This window comes from Amycolatopsis sp. NPDC104587 (assembly GCF_055583645.1).
Genome location: NZ_JBVJNO010000002.1, coordinates 466,571 through 489,323 on the forward strand (window position 1 = coordinate 466,571; position 22,753 = coordinate 489,323).

Annotated in this window: 23 protein-coding genes and 1 pseudogene; 14 read left to right on the forward strand and 10 right to left on the reverse strand. The window is 72.9% G+C overall.

Features of this window, described 5'->3' with window-relative positions:
* Positions 1–13: 13 nt before the first annotated feature.
* The 4 genes from ACZ61C_RS06600 to ACZ61C_RS06615 are packed head-to-tail and all read left to right on the forward strand — an operon-like array spanning position 14 to position 2,159.
* Complete coding sequence (locus tag ACZ61C_RS06600) at positions 14–424, forward strand: roadblock/LC7 domain-containing protein (protein WP_465303581.1); 411 nt, start codon at positions 14–16, stop codon at positions 422–424.
* Entirely contained in the window at positions 421–798 is a 378-nt protein-coding gene (locus ACZ61C_RS06605; protein ID WP_465303583.1) for a DUF742 domain-containing protein, read from the forward strand. Before ACZ61C_RS06600 ends, ACZ61C_RS06605 begins: the two co-directional genes overlap by 4 nt.
* On the forward strand, positions 779–1,366 hold the full coding sequence (locus ACZ61C_RS06610) for a GTP-binding protein (protein ID WP_465303585.1): 588 nt from the start codon (positions 779–781) through the stop codon (positions 1,364–1,366). The genes ACZ61C_RS06605 and ACZ61C_RS06610 overlap by 20 nt, the downstream gene beginning before the upstream one ends.
* A 19-nt stretch (positions 1,367–1,385) precedes the next feature.
* Positions 1,386–2,159 (forward strand): MHYT domain-containing protein, encoded by a 774-nt coding sequence (locus ACZ61C_RS06615; protein WP_465304218.1) that lies wholly within the window; start codon positions 1,386–1,388, stop codon positions 2,157–2,159.
* Here the strand turns inward: ACZ61C_RS06615 and ACZ61C_RS06620 are convergent.
* Positions 2,128–2,745 carry a PaaI family thioesterase gene (locus tag ACZ61C_RS06620; protein ID WP_465303587.1) on the reverse strand — a complete coding sequence of 206 codons (618 nt, stop codon included), beginning with the start codon at positions 2,743–2,745 and terminating at the stop codon, positions 2,128–2,130. The genes ACZ61C_RS06615 and ACZ61C_RS06620 overlap by 32 nt on opposite strands.
* Positions 2,746–3,045: 300 nt before the next feature.
* Between ACZ61C_RS06620 and ACZ61C_RS06625 the strand changes: the two are divergent.
* Positions 3,046–3,378, forward strand: a pseudogene (locus tag ACZ61C_RS06625) (MarR family winged helix-turn-helix transcriptional regulator); the annotation flags it as partial.
* 3 nt (positions 3,379–3,381) lie between these two features.
* Here the strand turns inward: ACZ61C_RS06625 and ACZ61C_RS06630 are convergent.
* A complete protein-coding gene (locus ACZ61C_RS06630) occupies positions 3,382–4,140 on the reverse strand; it encodes an SDR family NAD(P)-dependent oxidoreductase (protein ID WP_465303589.1) in 759 nt (252 codons plus the stop codon).
* A 60-nt stretch (positions 4,141–4,200) separates the two neighbouring features.
* Between ACZ61C_RS06630 and ACZ61C_RS06635 the strand changes: the two genes are divergently transcribed.
* A complete protein-coding gene (locus ACZ61C_RS06635) occupies positions 4,201–4,731 on the forward strand; it encodes a ferritin (RefSeq protein ID WP_465303591.1) in 531 nt (176 codons plus the stop codon).
* A 3-nt stretch (positions 4,732–4,734) separates the two neighbouring features.
* On the opposite strand, the gene ACZ61C_RS06640 is transcribed toward ACZ61C_RS06635, so the two are convergent.
* The 6 genes from ACZ61C_RS06640 to ACZ61C_RS06665 form a co-directional block, all read right to left on the reverse strand.
* The gene (locus ACZ61C_RS06640) at positions 4,735–5,031 is read right to left on the reverse strand and encodes a hypothetical protein (RefSeq protein WP_465303593.1); all 297 of its coding nucleotides are present in this window, start codon (positions 5,029–5,031) and stop codon (positions 4,735–4,737) included.
* Positions 5,032–5,113: 82 nt separating this feature from the next.
* Positions 5,114–7,237: an alpha/beta hydrolase family protein gene (locus ACZ61C_RS06645; RefSeq protein WP_465303595.1), complete on the reverse strand. Its 2,124-nt coding sequence runs from the start codon at positions 7,235–7,237 to the stop codon at positions 5,114–5,116.
* A complete protein-coding gene (locus tag ACZ61C_RS06650) occupies positions 7,234–8,238 on the reverse strand; it encodes an alpha/beta hydrolase family protein (protein ID WP_465303597.1) in 1,005 nt (334 codons plus the stop codon). Before ACZ61C_RS06650 ends, ACZ61C_RS06645 begins: the two co-directional genes overlap by 4 nt.
* Positions 8,239–8,257: 19 nt before the next feature.
* Entirely contained in the window at positions 8,258–9,241 is a 984-nt protein-coding gene (locus ACZ61C_RS06655) for a transporter (protein WP_465303599.1), read from the reverse strand.
* Positions 9,238–10,119, reverse strand: coding sequence for an ABC transporter ATP-binding protein (locus ACZ61C_RS06660; protein ID WP_465303601.1), 882 nt, complete (start codon positions 10,117–10,119; stop codon positions 9,238–9,240). Before ACZ61C_RS06660 ends, ACZ61C_RS06655 begins: the two co-directional genes overlap by 4 nt.
* A complete protein-coding gene (locus ACZ61C_RS06665; RefSeq protein WP_465303603.1) occupies positions 10,116–10,511 on the reverse strand; it encodes a GntR family transcriptional regulator in 396 nt (131 codons plus the stop codon). Before ACZ61C_RS06665 ends, ACZ61C_RS06660 begins: the two co-directional genes overlap by 4 nt.
* Before the next feature lie 230 nt (positions 10,512–10,741).
* Here ACZ61C_RS06665 and ACZ61C_RS06670 point away from each other — a divergent pair, with 230 nt between their 5' ends.
* Positions 10,742–12,247, forward strand: coding sequence for an alpha/beta fold hydrolase (locus tag ACZ61C_RS06670; protein ID WP_465303605.1), 1,506 nt, complete (start codon positions 10,742–10,744; stop codon positions 12,245–12,247).
* Here ACZ61C_RS06670 and ACZ61C_RS06675 read toward each other — a convergent pair.
* Positions 12,175–13,587 (reverse strand): NAD(P)/FAD-dependent oxidoreductase, encoded by a 1,413-nt coding sequence (locus ACZ61C_RS06675; protein WP_465303607.1) that lies wholly within the window; start codon positions 13,585–13,587, stop codon positions 12,175–12,177. The two genes, ACZ61C_RS06670 and ACZ61C_RS06675, sit on opposite strands and share 73 nt — an antisense overlap.
* 333 nt (positions 13,588–13,920) lie before the next feature.
* Between ACZ61C_RS06675 and ACZ61C_RS06680 the strand changes: the two genes are divergently transcribed.
* The 3 genes from ACZ61C_RS06680 to ACZ61C_RS06690 all read left to right on the forward strand — a co-directional run bounded on the left by ACZ61C_RS06680 (position 13,921) and on the right by ACZ61C_RS06690 (position 16,542).
* The gene (locus tag ACZ61C_RS06680; protein ID WP_465303609.1) at positions 13,921–14,631 is read left to right on the forward strand and encodes a hypothetical protein; all 711 of its coding nucleotides are present in this window, start codon (positions 13,921–13,923) and stop codon (positions 14,629–14,631) included.
* Between the two features lie 199 nt (positions 14,632–14,830).
* On the forward strand, positions 14,831–15,001 hold the full coding sequence (locus ACZ61C_RS06685; RefSeq protein WP_465303610.1) for a hypothetical protein: 171 nt from the start codon (positions 14,831–14,833) through the stop codon (positions 14,999–15,001).
* On the forward strand, positions 14,998–16,542 hold the full coding sequence (locus ACZ61C_RS06690; RefSeq protein ID WP_465303612.1) for a DNA polymerase Y family protein: 1,545 nt from the start codon (positions 14,998–15,000) through the stop codon (positions 16,540–16,542). Before ACZ61C_RS06685 ends, ACZ61C_RS06690 begins: the two co-directional genes overlap by 4 nt.
* Here the strand turns inward: ACZ61C_RS06690 and ACZ61C_RS06695 are convergent.
* On the reverse strand, positions 16,533–17,027 hold the full coding sequence (locus tag ACZ61C_RS06695; protein WP_465303614.1) for a DinB family protein: 495 nt from the start codon (positions 17,025–17,027) through the stop codon (positions 16,533–16,535). The two genes, ACZ61C_RS06690 and ACZ61C_RS06695, sit on opposite strands and share 10 nt — an antisense overlap.
* 238 nt (positions 17,028–17,265) lie before the next feature.
* On the opposite strand from ACZ61C_RS06695, the gene ACZ61C_RS06700 reads away from it, so the two are divergent.
* From ACZ61C_RS06700 to ACZ61C_RS06715, 4 genes are all read left to right on the forward strand, one after another.
* Positions 17,266–18,099, forward strand: coding sequence for an isocitrate lyase/PEP mutase family protein (locus ACZ61C_RS06700; protein ID WP_465303616.1), 834 nt, complete (start codon positions 17,266–17,268; stop codon positions 18,097–18,099).
* 54 nt (positions 18,100–18,153) lie between these two features.
* Positions 18,154–18,762 (forward strand): CGNR zinc finger domain-containing protein, encoded by a 609-nt coding sequence (locus ACZ61C_RS06705; RefSeq protein ID WP_465303618.1) that lies wholly within the window; start codon positions 18,154–18,156, stop codon positions 18,760–18,762.
* Between the two features lie 3 nt (positions 18,763–18,765).
* Positions 18,766–19,308 carry a G/U mismatch-specific DNA glycosylase gene (gene mug / locus ACZ61C_RS06710; protein WP_465303620.1) on the forward strand — a complete coding sequence of 181 codons (543 nt, stop codon included), beginning with the start codon at positions 18,766–18,768 and terminating at the stop codon, positions 19,306–19,308.
* A 133-nt stretch (positions 19,309–19,441) separates the two neighbouring features.
* Positions 19,442–22,750, forward strand: coding sequence for an error-prone DNA polymerase (locus ACZ61C_RS06715; RefSeq protein ID WP_465303622.1), 3,309 nt, complete (start codon positions 19,442–19,444; stop codon positions 22,748–22,750).
* The last annotated feature ends 3 nt before the right edge of the window (positions 22,751–22,753 follow it).

Consider the following 22,753-nt stretch of genomic DNA (forward strand, 5'->3'; position numbering starts at 1 on the left):
GGAAGGAGCGGATGTGGCCGAGAGGTCCCGGAACTGGCTGGTGTCGGCGTTCACGCAGGAGGTGCCCGGTGTCGCGCACGCCGCGCTCGTTTCGGCGGACGGCCTGCTCGTGGCGGCGAACGAAACCCTGCCGCGCGACCGGGCCGACCAGCTCTCGGCGATCGCGTCCGGCCTCTCGAGCCTCGCGCTCGGCACGGCCGACCTGTTCACCGCGGGCCGGGTCGTGCAGTCGGTGATCGAGATGGAGCAGGGCTTCCTGCTGCTGATGAACGTCGGCGACGGCTCGAACCTGGTCGTGCTGGCCAACCCCGGCTGCGACATCGGCCTGGTGGGCTACGAGATGACGCTGCTGGTGGACCGGGTCGGGAAGCAGGTCGACACCCCGGCGCGGCCCACGGCGGCGGCGCCGGGAGCGAGCCGGTGACCCCAGGCCGGCGACGTGCGGGCGGCCGGCACGCGGCTTCGCTGGCCCGCCCCTACGCGTGGACCGCCGGGCGCACCCGGCCGACGGTCGACCTGGCGGTGGAAGCCCTCGTGGAGACGACCGCGCAGGGGCGCACCGCCCCGTACAGCCCGACCGACCCCCTGGGCGTGGTGACGCAGCTGTGCCTGCACCAGCGTTCGGTGGCCGAGGTCGGGCTCCACCTGGGCGTGCCGCTCGGCGTGGCCCGGGTGCTCATCGGCGACCTGCTGATCGCCGGCCAGGTGTCGATCCGCGACACGCTCACCGCGGACGCCTCCTTCGACGAACGGAACGACCTGCTCGAAAGGGTCCTCAGTGGACTACGCGCACTCTGAACGACGGATCACCTCGGCCAAGATCGTCGTGGCCGGCGGGTTCGGGGCCGGCAAGACGACCTTCGTCGGCGCCGTCTCGGAAATCAACCCGCTGCGGACCGAAGCCCTGATGACGGCGGCGGCCGTCGGCGTCGACCGGACCGAGGCGGTGCCGGGGAAGTTCGCGACCACCGTCGCGATGGACTTCGGCCGGCTCACCCTGGCCGACGACCTGGTGCTCTACGTGTTCGGCACCCCGGGGCAGCACCGGTTCTGGTTCATGTGGGACGACCTGGTCTGCGGCGCGGTCGCGGCGATCGTCCTGGTCGACACGCGCCGGCTGGCGGACTGCTTCGCCTCGATCGACTTCTTCGAGTCGCGCGGCCTGCCGTTCCTCGTGGCCATCAACCAGTTCCAGGACACCCGCCCGCACGCGCCCGACCAGGTGCGCGAAGCCCTCAAGATCCCGGCGGCGGTGCAGGTCGTGACCTGCGACGCGCGGTCGCCGGAGTCGACCAAGCACACGCTCATCGCCGCGGCCGAGCACGCGCTCGCCGAGCTGCACGCGCCGCGTGCACAGAAAGCCTGACAGGAGCCGGAAAATGCACATGGACCACGACGACTTCGCGATGGGGCACTGGCTCGTGGTGCTCGCCTACCTGACTTCGGTGGTGGGCTGTGCGCTCGGCCTCGCCTGCACGCTGCAGGCGCGGTCGACCGACCAGCCGCGGACCCGGCTGATCTGGCTGGCGCTGGCGGCGGTGTCGATCGGCGGTGTCGGCATCTGGGTCATGCACTTCATCGCGATGCTCGGGTTCTCGACGCCCGGGCTGCCCGTGCGTTACGACATCTTCCGCACGGCGCTTTCGGCGGTCCTGTCGGTGGTGGCGGTGTTCTGCGGGCTGCTGGTGTTCGGCGTCCGCAACCGGTTCGCCTGGAAGCGGCTGCTGCTCGGCGGGCTGCTGACGGGGCTGGCGGTCAACGTCATGCACTACACGGGGATGTGGGCGGTCCAGATCAAGGGCACGATCGGTTACGACCCGACCCTGGTGACGCTCTCGGTGGTCATCGCGGTGGTGGCGGCGACGGCGGCGCTGTGGTGCACGGTCGCGCTGGACAAGCTCCTGCCCCGGCTGGCGGCGGGCCTGGTGATGGCCGCGGCGGTCACCGGCATGCACTACACGGGCATGGCGGCGGTCCGGCTGCACCTGGACCCGGCGGCGCCGGACCCGTCGGGCACGGAGGTGTTCTCGTTCCTGTTCCCGGTCTTCGTGCTGGCGGCGCTGGCGATGGCGGTGCCGATCTGCGCGGTGCTGATGGCGTCGGCCGGTTCGGAGTCGCGCCACACCGCTACCGCGGCTTCGGGAAGCGGTCTGCGCTGAAGTGCACGAGGATCGCGGTGGCCGACGCGCACACGACGTCACCCGCGCGCAGGGTTCCGGTGGCGTGCAGCTTGCGCCCGTCGCGCCGCACGAGCCGCCCTTCCGCGGTGAGCGGCACGGCGTACGGCGTCCCGCGGTGGTAGTCGACCGTGAGGGACGCCGTCATGCCCGGAAAGCCGGCCGCGGCGGTCGCGCGGCCCAGGACGTGGTCCAGGACCGCCGCGACCCAGCCGCCGTGGACCCGCCCCGGCGGCCCCTCGTGCGCGGCGCCGAGGAGGACGTCGGCCCGGACGGACTCCGGGCCGACGTCCACCCAGGACAGCGGCGGCGCGAGCGGGTTGCCGGGGCCTTCGAGGGGGTTGTTGACACTGAGGTGACCACCACCCTCGAGGGCGGCGAGCAGCAACGGCGCGGAGCCGCCCGCCGCGCGCAGGGCCGCCGTCACCGCTTCGACCCGGCCGGCCGCCGCGACGAGGTCGGCGGAGTCGCCGACGCACACGGACGCCTCGATCAGCTCGCGGATCCGGTCGCCGAGCAGCGCCCGCTCGGCCGGGACACCGTCGACGACCGGGAAAGGGCTGGCCATCACACCCCCAGAACTAGAACACGTTTCAGTGCAGTCTAGCTCCGGGGGAGCGGCTCGCCCAGGAACACCGGTGCCGGGCCGCGGTCACCTTCTTCGGCCGCTTGTGCGGCGGCGCGCCGATCCGCGCGGGCCCAGGTCCCAGCGGATGTCGCGTTCGTCGGGTCGAGGAGCAGGCTCGAGCCGAGCTGTTCCTGCGGCGCCGAGCAAAGCAGCCGCGCCGGCGCGGCCAAGGCGCCGCAATTTCGGCGATGGGGCTCCTCGGCGACGCGTCGACCTGGGCAGTTCGACAATCCGGAGTTCGTCATCCTCGGCACGCTGCGGCGCGCGGGGGAGCCGTACGAGCTGTCGCTGGCGGAGATCGCCCGCTGGATGCTGGCCGGCAACAGCACGATGACCAGCCGGCTGGACCGCCTGGTGGCGGCCGGGCTGGTCGACCGGCAGCAGAATCCCGCCAACCGCCGCACCGCGCTCGTCCGCCTCACCCCGGCGGGCCTGACCCTGGCCGACGAGGCGTTCACCGCGGAGCTGGCGACCCAGGAGGAGCTGGTCAGCGGCCTGAGCGGCCCGGACCGCCGGGAGCTGGCCGACCTGCTGCGCCGCCTCTGCCGCTCGATGGGCGAGGTCCCGGACTGAGCGTCACCAGGTCGGGCGCGCCGTGACCCCGCCGTCCACCACGAGGTCGTGGCCGGTGATCCACGACGCCAGCGGTGAAGCGAGGAAGAGACACGCGTTGCCGACGTCTTCGGGGGTGCCCAGCCGCCCGAGCGGCGCGGCGCGGTGCCAGCGTTCGACACCTTCAGGCCAGTCCCGGTCGAGCCCGGGGCGGCCGATCAGCCCGGGGGACACCGTGTTGACGCGGATCCCGCGCGGCCCGTACTCCAGCGCCGCGCCCCGGGCGTGCATCACCAGCGCCGCTTTCGCCGCGCTGTAGTGGACGTGCCCGGCCGCGGGCTGCCGGGCTTCGATCGAGGCGACGTGCGTGACGCTCCCGCCGTCGCGCATCAGCCGGGCCGCCGCCTGGGTGCAGGAAAAAGCGCTCGTCAGGGACGCGTCGAGCATCGCCCGCCAGCGTTCGGCCGTCAGGTCCGCGAGGGACTCGACCGGCTGGACCCCGGCGTTGTTGACCAGCGCGTCCAGCCGGCCACCCCACTCCGCGACGGCGTCGAGCAGCGCATGGCAGGCGCGGTCGTCGGTGAGCTCCGCGGTGAACGCCTTCGCCCGGCCGCCCGCGGCTTCGATCGCCGCGACGACGTCGTCACCGGCCCCGGGACGGCGGTGGTGCACGGCGACGGCGCTCCCGGCCGCGGCGAACCGGAGCGCGATGCCACGGCCGATCGTGCCGGCCGCGCCGGTGACGCAGGTGGTCGTGCCGGACAGGTCGGGCGCGGTGGTCATCCCGGGATCGTTTCACCGCAACGCGTGTCGCGCGCCTCCGGCACGTCGTAGGTTGGGGCCATGGCCAAAAAGTTCGCCGGGCTCCTGCAGGAGCAGATCCGGCACGAGTTCACCGCCGCCCAGCAGTACATCGCCCTCGCCGTCTGGTTCGACGCGCGCGACCTGCCGCGACTGGCCAAGCGCTTCTACCGGCAGGCGATCGAAGAGCGCAACCACGCGCTGGCGATGGTGCGGTACCTGCTCGACCGCGACCAGCCGGTGGTGATCCCGGGCAGCGGTGAGGTCCGCAACGACTTCTCGAGCGTGCACGAGGCGATCGAGCTGGCGCTGACCCAGGAGCGCACGGTCACCGCGGACATCGAGGCGATGGCGAAGGCCGCGCGCGCCGAGGAGGACTACCTCGGGGAGCAGTTCGTGGCGTGGTTCCTCACCGAGCAGGTGGAGGAGATCGCGCAGATGTCGACGCTGCTCACCGTGGTCGAGCGCGCCGGGGGCAACCTGTTCGAGGTCGAGAACCACCTGTACCGCGAGGCGGCGACGGCGGTCGAGGACGCGCCCGACATGCCGCCGGTCGCGGGCGGGAAGCTGTAGCGGTCACATCAGCGTGGTGAGCCGGATCGCGAGCCACAGCGTCTGGCTCAGCAGCACGGCGAGCAGGCCGAGCCGGGCGAGGCGCCCGCGCCGCTGCTGAGCCCAGTACAGGACGTCGCTCACGACGGCGAACACCGCGGTGACGGCCACCGCGGCGGTGCGGGCGAGGCCGCGCCCGGCGGGCCGTCCGGCGGCGGGACCGGCCGGAAGAGCGGGTGACCGCGGGGTCGCCGTGGTGTTCCTCGGGGGCGCCGGCCGCGAAACCCGCCACTGCGCAACGGAGATCCAGGTGGCGATCACGGCGGCAAACGTTCGATCTGCGCCTTTTGCCCGGAAACGGCGGAAGCGGCACACCCCCACGAGAGCCGCTTCCGCCGTCTTTTCAGTGGCAGAACAAGACTTCCGGATCACCCGGCCGGTCGAGCACCGGCCGCGGCTTCCCCCGGAGGTGCTGGTCGAAGAACGCGTTCACGTACGTCCGCGTGATCTCCTGCGTCCGGAGCGCCCCGGTCTTCGCCCCGAAGTCGACGCCGAGCTCGTCACCGACCAGCCCGACGTCGGTGAACGACGCGTGCTGCGTGCCCGCCACTTCGGCCCAGCGCTTCCAGCCGCTCAGCTGGGCCCAGTCCCGTTCCCACGGCTCGTTCCCCGGCGCGCAGGCCGTGAGCGCCGGCTGGTGGCTCACGAACATGAACGGCCGCGAAAGGGGCGCCGTGAGCCCCACCTCGGTGGTGCCATCGATGTCGATCCCGGCCTTGATCCGGGGGTCGGCGACCATCGTGGGCAGGGTGCTCGCCCCGCCGACGGAGTGCCCGGCCATGCCGATCCGGGACGCGTCGACCAGCCCGCCCCACGCCGAACGGGTCAGCGAGTCCAGCACGAACGCCACGTCGGCCGCGCGGCCGTGCTCCAGCTTCTGCCAGAACGCGCTGTCGTGCGGCACTTCGCACGACGCGCAGCCGGCGAACCGGCCGTCGGGGAAGCTCGTCCCGGCGTTCTCGTAGGTGTGGCCGACCACCGCGACGGCATACCCGTGGCCGGCCAGGTCCTCGGCCAGCGCGGTGAGCGTCGCGCGGGGTTTGGTGTACCCGGGCGAAAGCACGACCAGGGGCAGCCCGTGCCCGGCCGGCCGGGCGCCGGCCACGGAGTTCGTCACCATCGTCGTGAGCCAGTCCGGTGGCACGGCCAGGCCGCTGCTGGTCAGCAGGGCCGCGGACTCGGCGGCGGTCAGGTACGGCGTCTTCGGGCCCTTGGCCGACGCCGCCGGGTAGAACAGCGACACCATCAGCTCGCGGTAGGGCACCGACGGCACCCACGGGTCGGGCCGCGAGGTGTCCTTCAGATACACCGCCGTGCTGCCGACCGGCCGGTCCCCGGTCGGCGCGGGCAGGTACGGCGTCGACGTCCGGGCGAAGCCGACCTCCGGGTGCCGCGAAGACGGCTGGTCCAGCAGCGGCTGGGCCCGGCCGCGCAGGTGCTGGTCGAAGAACGCCCGGACGTATGCCGCCGTGATCGCCTGCCCCCGCGCGGCCGGAGTCGTCGCACCGAAGTCGAGACCGAGCTGCTCACCCACCAACCCGATGTCGGTGAACGACGGGTGCGCCATACCCGTGACGACGAGCCAGCGCTTCCACCCCGTCAGCTGCGCCCAGTCCCGTTGCCAGGTACCGGATTCCTGGCCGGTCCCGGGCGTGTACGTGTTCGCTCGGCCGAGGAACAGGAACGGCCGGTCGAGGCCCGGCGCGAGCAGCGGGACGTCCGTCGTGCCGTCGATGTCGATCCCCGCCTTGATCCGCGGGTCGGCCACCATCGCGCCGAGCGCGCTCGCGCCGCCGACCGAGTGCCCGGCCATGCCGATCCGGGACGCGTCGATGAGCGAAGCCCACTTCGAGTGCGTCAGCGAGTCCAGCACGAACGACACGTCCGTGGCGCGCCCGCGTTGCAGCTTCGTCCAGAACGCGTCGTCGTAGTTGCCGCAGGCCGCGCAGCCGGTGACATGGCCGTCGGGGAACGTCGTGGCGACGTTCTCGTAGGTGTGGTCGACCACGACGACCGCGGTGCCGTGGCTCGCCAGGTCCTCGGCGAGCGACGTCAGCTCGGCGCGGGGCCGCTTGAACCCGGGTGACAGCACGACCAGCGGCAGGTGGCGCCCGGCCGGCCGGGCGTCGACCACGGCGTCGGTGCGCACCGACGTCAGCACCGCCGGGGGGATGCCGGTGATCCCGGCCTCCTCGAAGACGGCCGCCGCCTCGGTTTCGGTCATGAACTGCTTCTTCGGTCCTTGCGCCGGAACCGCCGGGTAGAACAGGGACACCATCAGCTCGCGGTAGGGCACGGTCGCGACCCACGGGTCCGGCCGCGAAGCGTCCTTGAGGTACAGGGAGGTCGTGCCCACCGGCTGGTCACCGGTGGGCTTCGCCAGCGTGAGCGCCGGGGACGCCGAGGCGGTCGGCGCCGGCAGCGTGAAGGCCAGCGCCGTGACGCTCAGGAGGATCGTCTTATTCATCCGATGAACGTCACTTCCGGGTAGGCGGGTGAGGGCGCGGCCAGCAGCGGTTGCGGACGGCCGCGCAGGTTCCGGTCGAAGAAAGCGCTTACGTAGTTCCGCGTGATCGTCAGCGCGCGGTCTCCCGGGATCGACGCGCCGAGGTCGACGCCCAGCTGGTCGGCGAGCACACCGAGGTCGGTGAACGACGCGTGCGCGGTGCCGGACACCATGAGCCAGCGCTTCCACCCGGTGAGGTGCGTCCAGTCGGTTTCCCGGTCGTCGTAGGGACCCGGCTGCCCCGGGGTGTACTCGTCCACGCTGCCCAGGAACAGGAACGGCCGCGCCGGCCCGGACGCCGGGAGCGGGACGTGGATGCTGCCGTCGATGTCGGCTCCGGCCCGGATGCGCGGGTCGGCCAGCATCGCCTGTGTCGTGATCGCGCCGCCCGCGGAGTGCCCGGTCATGCCGATCCGCCGCGGATCGATCAGGGCGCCCCACTTCTTCGAGCGCAGCAGCGAGTCGAGCACGAACGACGTGTCCTTCGACCGCACCTGCGCGACCTTCTCCCAGATCCCGGGCTGGTCGTCGACCTCGCAGGCGGCGCAGCCGGTGACGTGGCCGTCGGGGAAGGTCGTGGCGCGGTTTTCGTAGGTGTGGTCGATCGCCGCGACGGCGTACCCGCGGCTGGCGAGGTCTTCGGCCAGCGCGGTGAGCGTCGCCCGCGGTTGGGTCCAGCCCGGCGAGAGGACGACCAGCGGCAGGTCGTGCCACCGCCCGGCCGGTCTCGCGTCGACGACCGCGTTCGTCCGGACGGTGCTCAGGACGTCCAGCGGCAGCCCCGGGATGTTCTGCCGTTCGAGGTTGCGTTCGGACTCGAGCGGGGTCATGTACTGCTTCTTGGGCCCGTTCGCCGAGGTCGCCGGGTAGAAGACGGAGACCATCAGCTCCCGGTAGGCCGCCGAAGCGGGTGACGCGGAGAGCGTGAGCGTCAAGGCGGTGGCTACCGCGAGAGTGCGCATGATTCCCCCAGGAACCGGCTCAGGACAGGTGACGGATGCGACGGAAGCAGAACCAGGTGAGCAGGGCGGTCATCGCGAGGAAGAGCGCGAGCTCGAGCCACTGCAGCGGCCAGAACCGCGAACCAGGCTGATAGGTCAGGCGCTGCTGGTAGCCGTGCGTGCCCAGCTGGGCCATGCACTGTTCGAGGGAGCCGCGTTCCGGCGGGCCGCCACCCGGGCGCGGCAGGCAGTTCTGCACGAAGTCCGGCAGCGGCGAGGCCACGTTCCCGTTCGGGTCGACGGTCTCGTTGGCCAGTACCCACGCGCCGGCCGGGTTCCGCACGCCGATCTCCTGCACCCGGCCGGTTTCGTCGCCGGTGATGTTCGTGATGTCCTCGCCGACGATCGCGACCGTCAGCTGCTGCGGCGGCAGCAGGTACGGCCGCACGAAGTTCGGCACGAGGAGCAGCACGGCGGCGAGCACGACGAGCGTCACGGCCATGGCGGCCACCGTCCGCTTCAGCAGCATCCCGACCGCGACGCCGAGCGCGAGCGCGAAGGCCGCGTAGCCGATCGGGACGATGCCGCGCGCGCCGAACACCACCGGCATGATGCGCGAGAGCATTCCGCGATCGGTCTGCTGCGCCGCGAGCGCGTCGATCGGGCTCGCCCACCACGACACCGCCCAGCCGAGCAGTCCGGCCGCGACCATCGCGGTGAGCAGGCCGATCCCGAGCTTGGTGGTGAGCCACCGCTTGCGCGTGACGGTCTGGTTCCACACGAGGCTGTGCGTGCCGCTCTCCAGCTCACGCGTGATCATCGGGACACCCCAGAACACGCCGATCACCGCGGGCAGCAGGTAGAGCACCAGGATCGTCCCGCCGAACATCGTGTCCTGGTCGGAGAAGCTCGTACGGCCCACCAGCTCCGGCCCGGTGATCGCGAGCACGACGCCGATCACGACCAGCGCGGCGAACACGGACAACGCGGGCGTGCGGAACTGGCGCCAGGTCAGCCAGGTCATCGGAGGACCTCCAGGGCGGGGCGGGCGGCGGCGGGGTTGCTCATGTACTCGAGGACGAGGTCCTCCAGGCCGATCTGCCCGACGGTCCACGCGGGGTCGAGGATCGGCGCCTCGGTGCGGACGAGCACGGTGGTCTGGCGGTCGGTGTGCTTCGCCGAGATGACGTGCTGGTCCGCCGGCAGCGTCTCGACGTCGCGGCGCGCCCCGGTCAGCCGGTGGTGGGTGGCGAGCAGCTCGTCGACGTCGCCGATCACCCGCACCTGGGAGGCCACCAGCACCACGAGGTGGTCGCAGACGCGTTCGAGGTCGTTGACCAGGTGCGAGGACATCACCACGGACAGCCCGTGCTCGGCGACCGACTCCATGAGGTCCTGCAGGAACTCGCGGCGCGCCAGCGGGTCCAGCGCCGCGACCGGCTCGTCGAGCAGCAGCAGCTCGGGGCGTTTGGCGATGCCGAGGGTGAGCGCGAGCTGGGCGCGCTGGCCGCCGGACAGCTTCCCGGCGGCCTGCTTCGGGTCCAGGCCCAGCCGCTCGACCCGCTTGGTGGCGAGCGAGTCGTCCCAGCGCGGGTTGAGGTGCGCGCCGAGCCGCAGGTGCTCCTCGATGGTCAGTCCACTGTAGACAGGTGTGCTCTGGGCGACGTAACCGACTTTCGCCAGCTGCTCCGGCCCGCTGCCCGGCACCCCGCCGCACACCTCGATCGTGCCGGTCGTCGGCTCGAGCATGCCGGCGGCGATGTTCAGCAGGGTCGACTTGCCGGCGCCGTTGGGGCCGACGAGCCCGGTGACGTGCCCGGCCTCGATCTCGAGCGTGCAGCCGGTCAGCGCCTGCTTGCGCTTGTACTTCTTGCCCAGTCCCTGGGCGCGCAGGACAGTCACGCTATGTCCTCTCTGGCGGAGTCGCGAAACGTGGACATCAGCAGGGCCTCGATGCTCTCTTCGTCGAGACCGGCCTTGCGGGCCTTCGCCAGCCAACGGCTCAGGTCCTGCCGCAACGGCCCGAGTGCCGCGATCGAGGCGCCCCCGTTCAGCGTCGCGGTCACGAACGTGCCGACCCCCGGCCGGGCCGACACGAGCCCGTCGTGTTCGAGCTCGCGGTAGGCCTTCAACACGGTGTTGGGGTTGATCGCCAGGCCGGCGACCACGTCCTTGACCTTCGGGAGCTGGTCTCCCTTGCTCAGCAGGCCCAGCCGCAGCGCGTGCCGCACCTGCTGGACCAGCTGCTGGTACGGCGACAGGCCCGACCGGGCGTCGAGGTGGAACTCGATCATCGGCAACTCCATTTAACTAGGTGACTAGCACTGTAGCTAAAGAGAGGAAGTGAGCGCCAGGGGTTCCTCGCGGCCGGAACCCGAACCGGGCTTTCCGCGAAGTACCCCGGGGCGGCCGGTGAGCTTTTCCGGCCGGCCTGCCAACCACACCACCTCTTCGCCCGTCTGGAGGGGTGATCGTTTTCCCGGCGAAAGGGTTCTTCGTGCGTCGTCTCACTGGGGGAGGTCTGGTGCGCGGCTTGGTCGTCGCGCTCGGGGCCTCACTGGCCGTCGCGGCCGGACCGGCGGTGGCTTCGGCTTCCGTCGACAGCGTTCCCACTCCGAAACTGAGCTGGACCGGCTGCGAAGACGGCTTCGAATGTTCCACGGCGAAGGTGCCGCTGGACTACGACCGGCCGTCCGGCGCGAAGATCGACCTCGCGCTGATCAAGCTGCCCGCCACCGATCCCACCCACAAGATCGGCACGCTGTTCGTCAACTTCGGCGGCCCGGGCGCGTCCGGCCTGCAGCGGCTGCGCGAGCGCGGGAAGTGGCCGTGGCTGTTCTCCGACCGGCTGCGCGCGCGGTTCGACGTCGTGTCGTGGGACCCGCGCGGGATCGGGAACAGCACCGCCGTGCGCTGCTTCGGCACGCTGGCCGAGCAGGAGTCGTTCTTCGGGGCGTTCCCGGAGATGCCCGGCGACCCGAGCGGCAACGCGGCCTTCTCCGCGAAGTCGAAGGAGCTCGCGGACCGCTGCGCGGCGAACGCGGGCCCGATCCTCGAGCACGTCTCGACCGCGAACACCGCGCGGGACCTGGAGCTGCTGCGTCGCGCGGTCGGCGACCCGAAGCTGACCTACCACGGCATTTCCTACGGGACGCACCTCGGCGCCACCTACGCCAACCTGTTCCCGAACCGCATCCGCGCCATGGTGTTCGACGGCACGATGGACTTCATCGGCAACGCCACCGGCCACGACGGCAGCGGTCGCAGTGTTCCGCTCGACACGCGGCAGGACGTCGCCACCGGGATTGCGCAGACGTTCGACCAGTTCCTCCGCCTGTGCACGGAAGCCGGGCCGAAGTGCGCGTTCTCCCCGGGTGACCCGAAGGCGAAGTGGGCGGCTTTGACGGCCCGGGCGAAGCAGGCCCCGATCGTCAGCGACGGCGAAACCTGGACGTACTCCGGGATCATCAACGCCGCGGGCGACCTGTCCGACTCGCGGGGCTGGCCGGACATCGCGGCCCTGCTGCAGCGGCTGTACGACGCGCCCAAGACGGTCTCGGCGTTCAAGGCGGGCGAGCCCTACACGGCCAACCGCACCGAAGCCTTCAACGCGATCCAGTGCAGTGACAGCGATGTGCCGACCGACCCGGCGGTCTACAGCCGGTACGCGGAGTCCGAAGACCAGCGGGTCCCGTACTTCGGCCGGATCGCCGTACTGGACATGATGAGCTGCGCGTTCTGGCAGGCGCACGACGCGGACCGGTACACCGGCCCGTGGAACCGCCCGACGGCGGCGGAGATCCTGGTGCTGAACAACCGCTACGACCCCTCGACGCCGCTGGCCGGCGCCCGGGACGGCGCGGCGGAGCTGGCCCGGGCGCGGGTGTTCGTCACCGAGGGGTACGGGCACTCGTCGATGTACGTGCCGAGCACCTGCACCGAGCAGGTGAAGCGCGACTACCTGATCTCGGGCGCCTTCCCGGCCGCCGGCCGGACCTGCGCGGTCGACGCCAGCCCGTTCGCCGCCTGACCGGGGCGGTGGGCCGCGCCGGAACCTCCGGTGCGGCCTGCCGCCACGAACGCGTCACGCGGGTGCTGCACCGACGCCAGCGACAGGATGTCGCGCCCGAAGACGGCCGCCGTCAGCCACACCGCGAGGACCCGGACCTTGCGTTCCCAGCTGGGCACCGCCAGCACGTGGTAACCGCGGTGCAGCAGCCACGCCGGGAAGCCCGTGACCACCAGCCGCCGGTACTGGAAGACGCCGCGGCCGAGCCCGAGCGTCGCGATCGCGCCCAGGCTGTGGTGGACGTACGGCTTCGGCGCGCGGCCGCGCAGGGTCGCGATGATGTTGCGGGCCAGCAGTTTTCCCTGCCGGTAGGCGTGCTGGGCGTTGGGCACCGTGCGCGCGCCCGGGACCGGCGAGGCGAGGTCGGGCACCGCGGCGTCGTCCCCGGCCGCCCAGGCGTCCGGCACGGGCTCGGCTTCGGTGCCGACACGCAGGTCCGGCCGCACGACGACCAGGCCGCGCTCGTCGACCGGGAGGTCGGTGTGCCGGCCGACCACCGGGTTGGCGCCGTTGCCCGCGGTCCAGACGATCAGCTCCGAGTCGAACTCCTCCCCGGTCGAGAGCGTCACGTGCCCGTTCGCCGCCGACGTCACCAGTGTGTCCAGGTGGACGTGCGCGCCTCGCCGCTGCAGCTCCCGCACGACCCAGCGGCCCGGGCGGTCGGTGACCTCGGGCAGGATGCGGCCCGACGCCTCGACGAGGTGGAAGCGCAGCTCGTCGCGGTGCAGCTCCGGGTAGCGCTTGAGCAGCGCGGTCGCCAGCGACAGCAGCTCGCCGAAGCCCTCGACCCCCGAGAAGCCGCCGCCGACGAAGGTGACCGTGAGCAGCTTCCGGCGGTGCGCGCCGGCCGGGAGGGTCGCGGCGCGGTCGAACGCGGTGAGCAGCCGGTCCCGGATCGCGACGGCCTCTTCGACGTGCTTGAGACCGATCGCCTGCTCGGCGATCCCGGGCACGGGCAGCGTCCGGGTGACCGCGCCGGCGGTGACGACGACCAGCTCGTACCCGAGTTCGAACGCCTCGCCGTCGGCGGGCCGTACGGTGACGACGCGGTGCGCGTGGTCGACGGCGGTCACCGTCCCCGCGACGATCCGCGTCCGGCGCAGGTGCCGCCGCAGCGACACCGCGGCGTGCCGGGCTTCGACCGCGCCGGCCACGACCTCGGGCAGGAACGGCTGGTAGGTGAGGTAGGGGCGGGGGTCGACGAGGGTGACCTCGGCCTCGCCGTGACGCAGCTTCTTCTCGAGCTTCCACGCGGCGTAGAAACCCGCGTAACCACCACCGACGATCAGGATCCGGCGCATCTTGTCCTCTTTTCTCGCGTCACCCCCTGGACGAGGCGCCCGGCCCGGCCGTGACGAGTGCGCGAGGTTCCCCCGGTCACACCGGGGAGGCGGCCCGGCCGGCGGTTAGGGGACGCCGACCGGGCCGTTCGTCTGCCGGTGACGCCGGCACCACGCGGACGGTCCGTGACCGGTTGAGCCCGGGGCGGAACGACCCCCGAACGCAGCAACGCCCGGCGGGGTGAGCCCGGCTTGACAGGGGGACCTCCCGTCTCGCAGTATGCGAACAAGTGTTCGATGAAATGGTTCGCCGGTGTCTCCGGTACGAGTACGTGGTGCTGGAGGTGGGTGGTGATGGCGGTGCCCGAGGCGGTGGCCGGACTGACGGCGATCCCGGGGGTGAGCACGGCCGCGCAGCTGCGCGGCCCGGCCCCGGCCGCCGAGGACGTGCTCGCGGTGTCCCCGGTGCTGGCCCGCCTCCTCCCGGGCGGCGGCCTGCGCCGCGGCACGACGGTGGCGGTCCGCGGCGCGACGTCCCTGGTGCTGGCCCTGCTGGCGTCGGCCACCCGTGACGGCTCCTGGGCGGCGGTGACCGGGCTGCCGGAGCTGGGCCTGGCCGCGGCGGCGGAGCTGGGGGTGGACCTGGACCGCGTCGCCCTGGTGCCCCACCCCGGCGCGGAGCTGGCCGCCGTGACCTCGGCGCTGGTGGACGGCTTCGACCTGGTGGTCCTCGGCCCGGCCCTGGTGGGCGGGGTCCAGCCGCAGCTGGCCCGCCGCCTGGCGGGCCGGGTCCGCAACCGGGGAACGGTGCTGCTGGCGGCGGGGGCGTGGCCGGGCGCGGACGTGGAGCTGAGGGTTTCCGGCCGCCGCTGGCAGGGCCTGACCCCGGACGGCCACGGGCACCTGCGGAGCCGCGAAGTGCTGGCGACCAGCCGGGGCCGGGGAGCGGCGGCCCGCCCGTCGTCGGCGCGGCTGCAGCTGCCGGGTCCGGAGGGCGGGATCACGGCCGCTGCGGACCGGCGGCTGGCCGGGGTGGCCGGGGTGGCCGGGTCCCCGGGCGCGTGAGGTGGCCGAGGCGTGTGCGGCTGTAGGTGCCGGGTTCGGAGGGCGGGATCACGGGCGCTGCGGACCGGCGGCTGGCCGGGGTGGCCGGGTGAGCGAAGGACCTCGGGCGCGTGAGGTGGCCGTGGCGTGGGCGGCTGGCCGGGCGCGTGAAGTGACCGAGGCATGTGCGGCTTTCGCTTCCGCCACCAGGGTTTTCCGGGTGGTCTCGGCGACCGTGTTCGTGGCGTCGGCCGTCGCGGTGAGAGTGGTCGCGGTCCACGTGCCCGAGATCGCGACGTTCGCCGTCGCGCCGCGGCGATCGGTCCGCACGCCCGAAGCGCGACCTCGGCAAAGCCCCGCGACGATCCACCGGCGGGCCGAACCGGCATGACCGACGCACCACGGCTGCTGGTGCTGTGGTGTCCCGACTGGCCGGTCGTCGCCGCCGGTGCGGCCGCCGGTACGCCGCCGCTCGCTCCCGCCGCCGTCTTCTCCGCCAACCGGGTTGTCGCCTGCTCCGCCGGCGCCCGCCGCGGTGGGGTCGGGCGGGGGATGCGCCGGCGGGACGCGCAGTCCCGGTGCCCCGAACTCGTGGTGCACCAGCACGATCCGGACCGCGACGCCCGGCTGTTCGAGCCCGTCGCCGCCGCCGTCGAGGCTCAGGCCGTCGGGGTCGAGGTGGTGCGGCCCGGGATCGTCGCCGTTCCCGTCGCCGGTGCCGCCCAGTATTTCGGGGGCGAGGCCGCCCTCGCCGAGCTGCTCGTCGACGAAGTCGGCGCCCGGGCCGGTGTCGAGTGCCAGATCGGGATCGCCGACGGGTTGTTCGCCGCGACCCTCGCCGCGCGGCGGTCGGTCCTCGTGCCCGAGGGCGGAACGAGGGACTTCCTCGCGCCCCTCGCCGTCACCGAGCTGGACCAGCCGGGGGACGACCGTGGTGAGCTCGTCGGGCTGCTCCGGCGGCTTGGCCTGCGCACCCTCGGCGCCTTCGCGGCGTTGACCGAACGCGACGTCGCGGGCCGCTTCCCGCGGGACGCCATCGTCGCCCACCGCCTCGCGCGCGGCCTGTCCGAACGGCCGCCCGTGCGGCGCGCCCTGCCGCCGGACCTCGCGGTCACCGAAGACTTCGAAGATCCGCTGGCGCGCGTCGACGAGGCCGCGTTCGTCGCCAAGACCCTCGGTGAGCGCTTCTTCGCCGGACTCGCCCGCCACGGCCTCGCGTGCACCCGGCTCGCGATCACCGCCCTCACCGAAGCCGGCGAGGAACGCGTCCGCGTCTGGCGTTGCGCCGAACCCCTGACCGCCCGCACGACGGCCGACCGCGTGCGCTGGCAGTGCGAAGGCTGGCTCACCGAACGCGACCGGCCCAGCGCCGGCATCGTCCGGCTGCGCCTCGACCCCGAGGAAGTGGTCGGCGGGCAGGCGCTCCAGCTGCAGCTCGGCTCGATGGGCCGCGACGCCGACGCCGCCGAACGCGCCGGGCGGGCCCTGGTCCGGATCCAGGGCCTGCTGGGCCCGGACGCGGTGGTGACGCCGTTGCTCGACGGCGGCCGCGGCCCGGCCGAACGGGTCCGGCTCGTCCCGTGGGGCGAACCGCGCCGCCCCGCCACCGAAGACCGGCCGTGGCCGGGACGGCTGCCCGCGCCGTCACCTTCGCTGGTGCCGCCGCGGCCGCCCGCGGCGAAGGTGCTCGACGCCGTCGGTGACGTCGTTCGCTGCACCGCGCGCGGCGAGCTCACCTACCCGCCGGCGACGGTGAGTGTCGATGGCGGCCCGTCGAGACGGGTCCTCGGCGCGGCCGGCCCGTGGATCGTCCACCCGGCGGTCGTGCGGGTCCAGGTGGTGCTGGAGGGCGCCGAGGACGACATCGCCCTGCTGCTCAAGGGAACCGTCGGCGATGCTCCACAGTGGACCGTCGAAGGGGTCTACGACTGACCGGCGGTGAGCTGCTCGCGGAGGATGTCACCGTGGCCCGCGTGCCGCGCGAAGTCCTCGATCGCGAGCAGGTAGATGAACCGCAGGGTGACGTCGCCGAGGTGGGGATGGGTCCGGACGTCGTCGAGGCCGAACCCGGCCGCGAGAGACCGGGAACGCGCACTGGCCCGCTCGAACTCGGCGATCACCTCGGCCAGTGTTTCGCCGTCGCCGACCAGGAAACTGGGGTCACCGCCGGTCGTGCCGCCGTCGCACTCGCTCTCGGGCACCCCCGCGAGGATGTGGTGGAACCAGATCCGTTCGGCGACGGCCGCGTGCTTGAGCAGCGCGATCGGCGTGGTCAGGGACGCCACCAGCCGACGGCGGGCGTCCACTTCGGACAGACCGCGCACGGTGGCGACCAGCTCGGCGCGGTTGCGGTCGAGGGTGCGTTCGAGCAGGTGGCGTTCGCTTCCGGTGGTGGTCTGCGGGATGGACCAAGGCATGACAGGGCTCGATTCTCGGGAGGAGGGCAGGGTTGCGCGCGGAGTGCGCTGACCGGTGGTGGTTCGCAAGAGCGACGAGGTCCGGGAAGTCACGGACCCGCGCAGGCGATGGCCGGACCCTACCGCAGGGCCGATCGCCGTGGCAACGAGTAACCGGTGAAGTTCGCTTTGACAGGTTACGACGACGTGGCTAACCTGCAAAACACCAGAAGAACAGTTACGGCGAGGGAGTCACGTCATGGGCAGGACCCGGCAGCAGAAGGCCGACGAGCTGCAGAGCCTCAACAAGAGCGGCACCTACGTCCTGCCGAACGCGTGGGACGCGGGAAGCGCCGTGCTGTCGGTGAACGCCGGCGCCCAGGTCGTCGCCACCACCAGCGCCGGGGTTTCGTGGGGCAAGGGCCTGCCCGACGGCCAGCACCTGACCCGCGAACTGGCGCTGAGCGTCGTCCGCGAGATCGCCGCGGCGGTCGACGTGCCGGTCAGCGCCGACATCGAAGGGGGGTACGGACCCGAGCCGGCCGACGTCGCCGAGACCGTCCGCGGGGTGGTCGACGCCGGCGCCGTCGGCGTCAACCTCGAAGACAGCGGCGCCCCCGGCGGCGGCCTGTTCGACGACGAAGCGCAGGCCGCGCGGATCACGGCGGCGCGGGACGCCGCGACGGCGGCCGGGCTCGCGAACCTCGCCATCAACGCGCGGACCGACGTCTACCTGGCCGGGATCGGCGCGCCGGAAGGCCGTTACGACGAGACACTGCGCCGCGCGAAGGCCTACGCGGACGCCGGCGCGGACACGATCTTCGTGCCGGGCCTCACCGATCTCGACGTCATCACCCGGCTCGCCGGGGAGTCCCCGATCCCGGTGAACATCATGGCCGGGCCGGGCGCGCCCCCGGTCGGCGAGCTGGCCGAGGCGGGCGTCCGGCGGGTCAGCCTGGGCGCCTCGGTCGCGTTCGCGGCGTACTCGCTCGTCGTCCGGGCGACCCGCGAGGCGCTCACCGCCGGGACCTACACCGAGGTGGCGAACATCGAGACCTGGGATGTGGTCAACGGCGGCTTCGCCGCCCGCTGACCGGTGATAACCTCCAAAACGGGCTGAAGAGAGTTACGGGGCAGGTGGACAGGCATGGACGGCACCGAGCTGGCCAACACCGGCGACCACCCCGCGCTGAACTTCCTCAACACGTGCTCAGCGCCGTGGGGCGAGCGGATCGACCTGCTCGCCTCCGGCCGGAGCTTCCTCGACTGGCTCGTGAGCACCGGGCTGCTCGACGGCGCCGAGCGGGCGCGCCTGGCGAGGAAGTTCCCGGCCGGCGACCTCGACGAGGCGGCCGCGCAGGCCCGTGAGCTGCGCGAATGGCTCCGGGACGTCGTCTGCGCGTGGGCGGGCCCGGACGGCGGGCTCGCGCCCGCGGCGGAAAAGCGGATCAACCGCATCCTCGCCACCGACGACCAGCACGTCCAGCTCGTCACCACCGGCGCCGGCGCGCCCGAACTGCGGGCGCGACGCCGCTGGGAGCGAGCCGGTCAGCTGCTGGTGTTGCCGGCCGTGTCCGCCGCCGAGCTGTTCGCGCACGGCGACCGCGGGCTCGTGCACGTCTGCGACGGGCCGCAGTGCGCCCTGTGGTTCTACGACCGGACGAAGTCGCATCGGCGGCGGTGGTGCTCGATGGCGGTCTGCGGCAACCGGGACAAGGCGAAGAACCACCGCGAACGCGCGCACCCGGGGCGCTGAGCGATGGCACCCGAGGAGGGCCAGGTCCTGCCCGACGTCCTCGCCGAGGGGCTGGACGTGGTGTTCGTCGGCATCAACCCCGGCCTCACGTCCGCGGCGGCCGGCCACAGCTTCCACACGCCCGGCAACCGGTTCTGGCCCGCCCTGCACCGCTCCGGCTTCACGCCCCGGCGGCTGCGCGCCGAAGAAGAGCGGCTCCTGCTGGGCTGGGGCCTGGGCATCACCAGCATCGTGCGCCGCCCCACCGTCCGCGCCGCGCAGCTGTCCCGCGAAGAGCTCGTCGCCGGCGGTCGCGACCTGGCCGAGCGGATCCGCCCGCTGCGGCCGCGGTGGCTGGCGATGCTCGGCGTCACCGGCTACCGCGCGGCGTTCGGGACGCCCCGCGCCCGGCTCGGTCCGCAGGCCGAGCCGATCGGCGGCGCTCGCGTGTGGATCGTCCCCAACCCCAGTGGTCTCAACGCGCACTACCCACCGGAGGCGCTCGCCGCCGAGTTCGCCCGCCTGCGCGCGGCCACCGGCACCCCGGACCGCTCCGGCCTCGTGTGACGGTGCCGACTACCCGCGGCCCGCGGTTGACAGCGGCCCGCCCGCCGTCGCAAGCTCGACGGTGAAGATCGCACGTGTGTTCGAACCGTAGTCGCTGGCTTCCCCACAGCGAAATGTGTGGCAGGAGCCGGTTTTGGCGTTCGACAACCCGAGTGTGCCGTGGTCCGAAGTGGAGCGGATCGCCTCCGGGCGGGCACCCGTTCCCGGCGACGGCAACGACGCCCCGGCGTGGTCGCGCAAGCGGGAGGGCTACGCCGGCGCGCCGGCGGACCTGCTCGGGCGGCGCGCCCGGGACGACGGTGGTGACCGGATCCGGGCGCCCTACGCCGAGCTGCACGTCCACTCCAACTTCAGCTTCCTCGACGGCGCCTCCCACCCCGAGGCGCTCGTCGAGGAGGCCGCGCGGCTCGAGCTCGACGCGCTGGTCCTCACCGACCACGACGGCCTCTACGGCGCGGTCCGGTTCAACGACGCCGCCCGGGAGCTCGGCGTGCGGGTCGGGTTCGGGGCCGAGCTGTCGCTCGACCTGCCCGCGCCGCAGGCCGGCGAGCCCGATCCGGCCGGGTCGCACCTGCTCGTGCTCGCCCGGCAGCAGGCCGGGTACCACCGGCTCTGCCGCGTCATCTCCCACGCCCAGCTCGCCGGCGGTGAGAAGGGCCGGCCCGTCTACGACCTCGAAGAGCTCGTCGACGAGCTGGCCGGGCACGTGGTCGTGCTGACCGGCTGCCGCAAGGGCGCCGTCCGCCGCGCGCTGGCCGAACGCGGTCCCGCGGCCGCGCACGCCGAGCTGGCCCGGCTCGTCGACCGGTTCGGCCGGGCGCACGTCGCCGTCGAGCTGATCGACCACCGCCAGCCCCTGGACGACGCCGCCAACGACCACCTCGCCGAGCTGGCCCGCGCCCTGCGGCTGCCGACGATCGTGTCGAACAACGTCCACTACGCGCGCCCGGAAGACGCGGTGGTGGCCGACATGGTCGCCGCGGTCCGGGCCCGCCGGTCGGCCGAGGACCTCGAAGGCTGGCGGCCGCCGTCGGGGCAGGCGTTCCTGCGGTCCGGGATGGAGCAGCGCCGCCGGTTCGAGCGCCGGTACCCGGGCGCGGTGGGCCGGGCGGCCGTCCTCGGGGTCGAGGTGGCCTTCGACCTCAAGCTCGTCGCTCCCGACCTGCCGCCGTTCCCCGTGCCGGCCGGGCACGACGAGATGTCGTTCCTGAGCGAGCTGACCCGGCGCGGCGCGGCGAAGCGCTACGGGCCGCGGGCGGAGAACCCCCGGGCCTACGCCCAGCTCGACCACGAGCTCGAGATCATCGAGAAGCTCGGCTTCCCCGGGTACTTCCTCGTCGTCTGGGACATCGTCCGGTTCTGCAAGGAAGCGGACATCCTCTGCCAGGGCCGGGGTTCCGCGGCGAACTCCGCGGTCTGCTACGCGCTGGAGATCTGCCACGCCGACCCGGTGAAGTGGAACCTGCTGTTCGAACGCTTCCTCGCGCCGGAGCGGGACGGCCCGCCGGACATCGACATCGACATCGAGTCCGACCGCCGGGAGGAGGCCATCCAGTACGTCTACGAAAAACACGGCCGCTTCCACGCCGCGCAGGTCGCGAACGTCATCACCTACCGGGCGCCGTCCGCGATCCGGGACGCCGCGAAAGCGCTCGGGCACAGCCCGGGTCAGCAGGACGCCTACGGCAAGCTCGTGGACCGCTGGGGTGGCGCCAAGCAGCAGACGGCCGGCGAGATCCCGGCCGACGTGCTCGAGCTGGCGGCGCGGATCGAGGACTTCCCGCGCCACCTCGGCATCCACTCCGGTGGCATGGTGATCTCGAAGCAGCCGGTGTCCGAAGTGGTCCCCGTCGAGTGGGCCACGATGAAGGACCGCAGCGTGCTGCAGTGGGACAAGGACGACTGCGCGGCCGTCGGGCTGGTCAAGTTCGACCTGCTCGGCCTCGGCATGCTTTCCGCGCTGCACTACATGACCGACCTCGTCGCCGAGCACCACGGATCTACAGTGGACATCGGCAAGCTCGACCTCGCCGACGGGGGTGTCTACGACATGCTGTGCGCCGCCGACGCCGTCGGGGTGTTCCAGGTGGAGTCCCGCGCCCAGCTCGCGACGCTGCCCCGTCTGCGGCCGCGCGAGTTCTACGACCTCGTGGTCGAGGTCGCGCTGATCCGGCCCGGTCCGATCCAGGGCGGTTCGGTGCACCCCTACATCCGGCGCCGCCGGAAGGAAGAGCGGTGGCAGCACGCGCACCCGCTGCTGGCGTCCAGTTTGGACAGAACGCTCGGGGTGCCGCTGTTCCAGGAGCAGGTGATGCAGATGGCCGTCGACGTCGCGTCGTTCACCCCGGCCGAAGCCGACCAGCTGCGCCGCGCCATGGGCGCCAAGCGCTCCAGCGCGAAGATGAAGGCGCTGATGGCGCGGTTCTTCGCGGGCTGCGAGGCCAACGGACTCGACCGCGAGCTGGCGACCCGGATCTTCGAGCAGATCCACGCCTTTTCCGGGTACGGCTTCCCGGAAGCGCACTCGATGTCGTTCGCGCTCCTGGTGTACGCGAGCGCGTGGTTCAAGCGCTACTACCCGGCCGCGTTCTGCGCCGGGCTGCTGCGCGCGCAGCCGATGGGCTTCTACAGCCCGCAGTCCCTGGTCGCGGACGCGCGCAGCCACGGCGTCCGCGTCCGGGAGCCGGACGTCAACACCAGCCTCGCGCACGCCACCCTCGAGCCGGACGCCGCGAGCACGGGCGGTGTCGCGCTGCGCCTCGGGCTCGCCGGCGTCCGCCACCTGGGTGACGACGTCGCCGAGGAGATCGTCGCCGAACGCCTCGCGCACGGCCCGTACGCCGGCGTCGGCGACCTGACCCGGCGCGTCCGGCTGAAGAAGAACGCCGTCGAAGCCCTGGCCACGGCGGGCGCGTTCGGCGGCGACCGGCGGCAGGACCTGTGGGCCGCCGGCGCGGCGGCGACCACCCGGCCGGGGCACCTGCCCGGCCTGGCGCCCGGTCTCGACGCACCCGCGCTGCCGGGCATGACCCGGCTGGAGGTCACCGCCGCGGACCTGTGGGCCACCGGCGTCTCGCCGGACAGCCACCCCGTGGAGTACCTGCGTGAGCTGCTCACCGCGCGCGGCGCGATCACCACGGCCGAGCTGGCGGCGGTCGAAGACGGCACCCGGGTGTGGGTCGGCGGCGCGGTCACCCACCGCCAGCGTCCCGCGACCGCGGGCGGGATCACTTTCCTCAACCTCGAGGACGAGACCGGCATGGCGAACATCCTGGTCTCACCGGGGTTGTGGCACCGGCAGCGGCTGGTCGCCCGGACCAGTTCGGCGTTGCTCGTCCGCGGGCAGGCGCAAGCCGCCGAAGGAGTTGTCACGCTCGTCGCGGACCGCCTCGAAAAGCTCGAACTGCGCGTGGAACCCGGGCCGTCCCGGGACTTTCGTTGACTT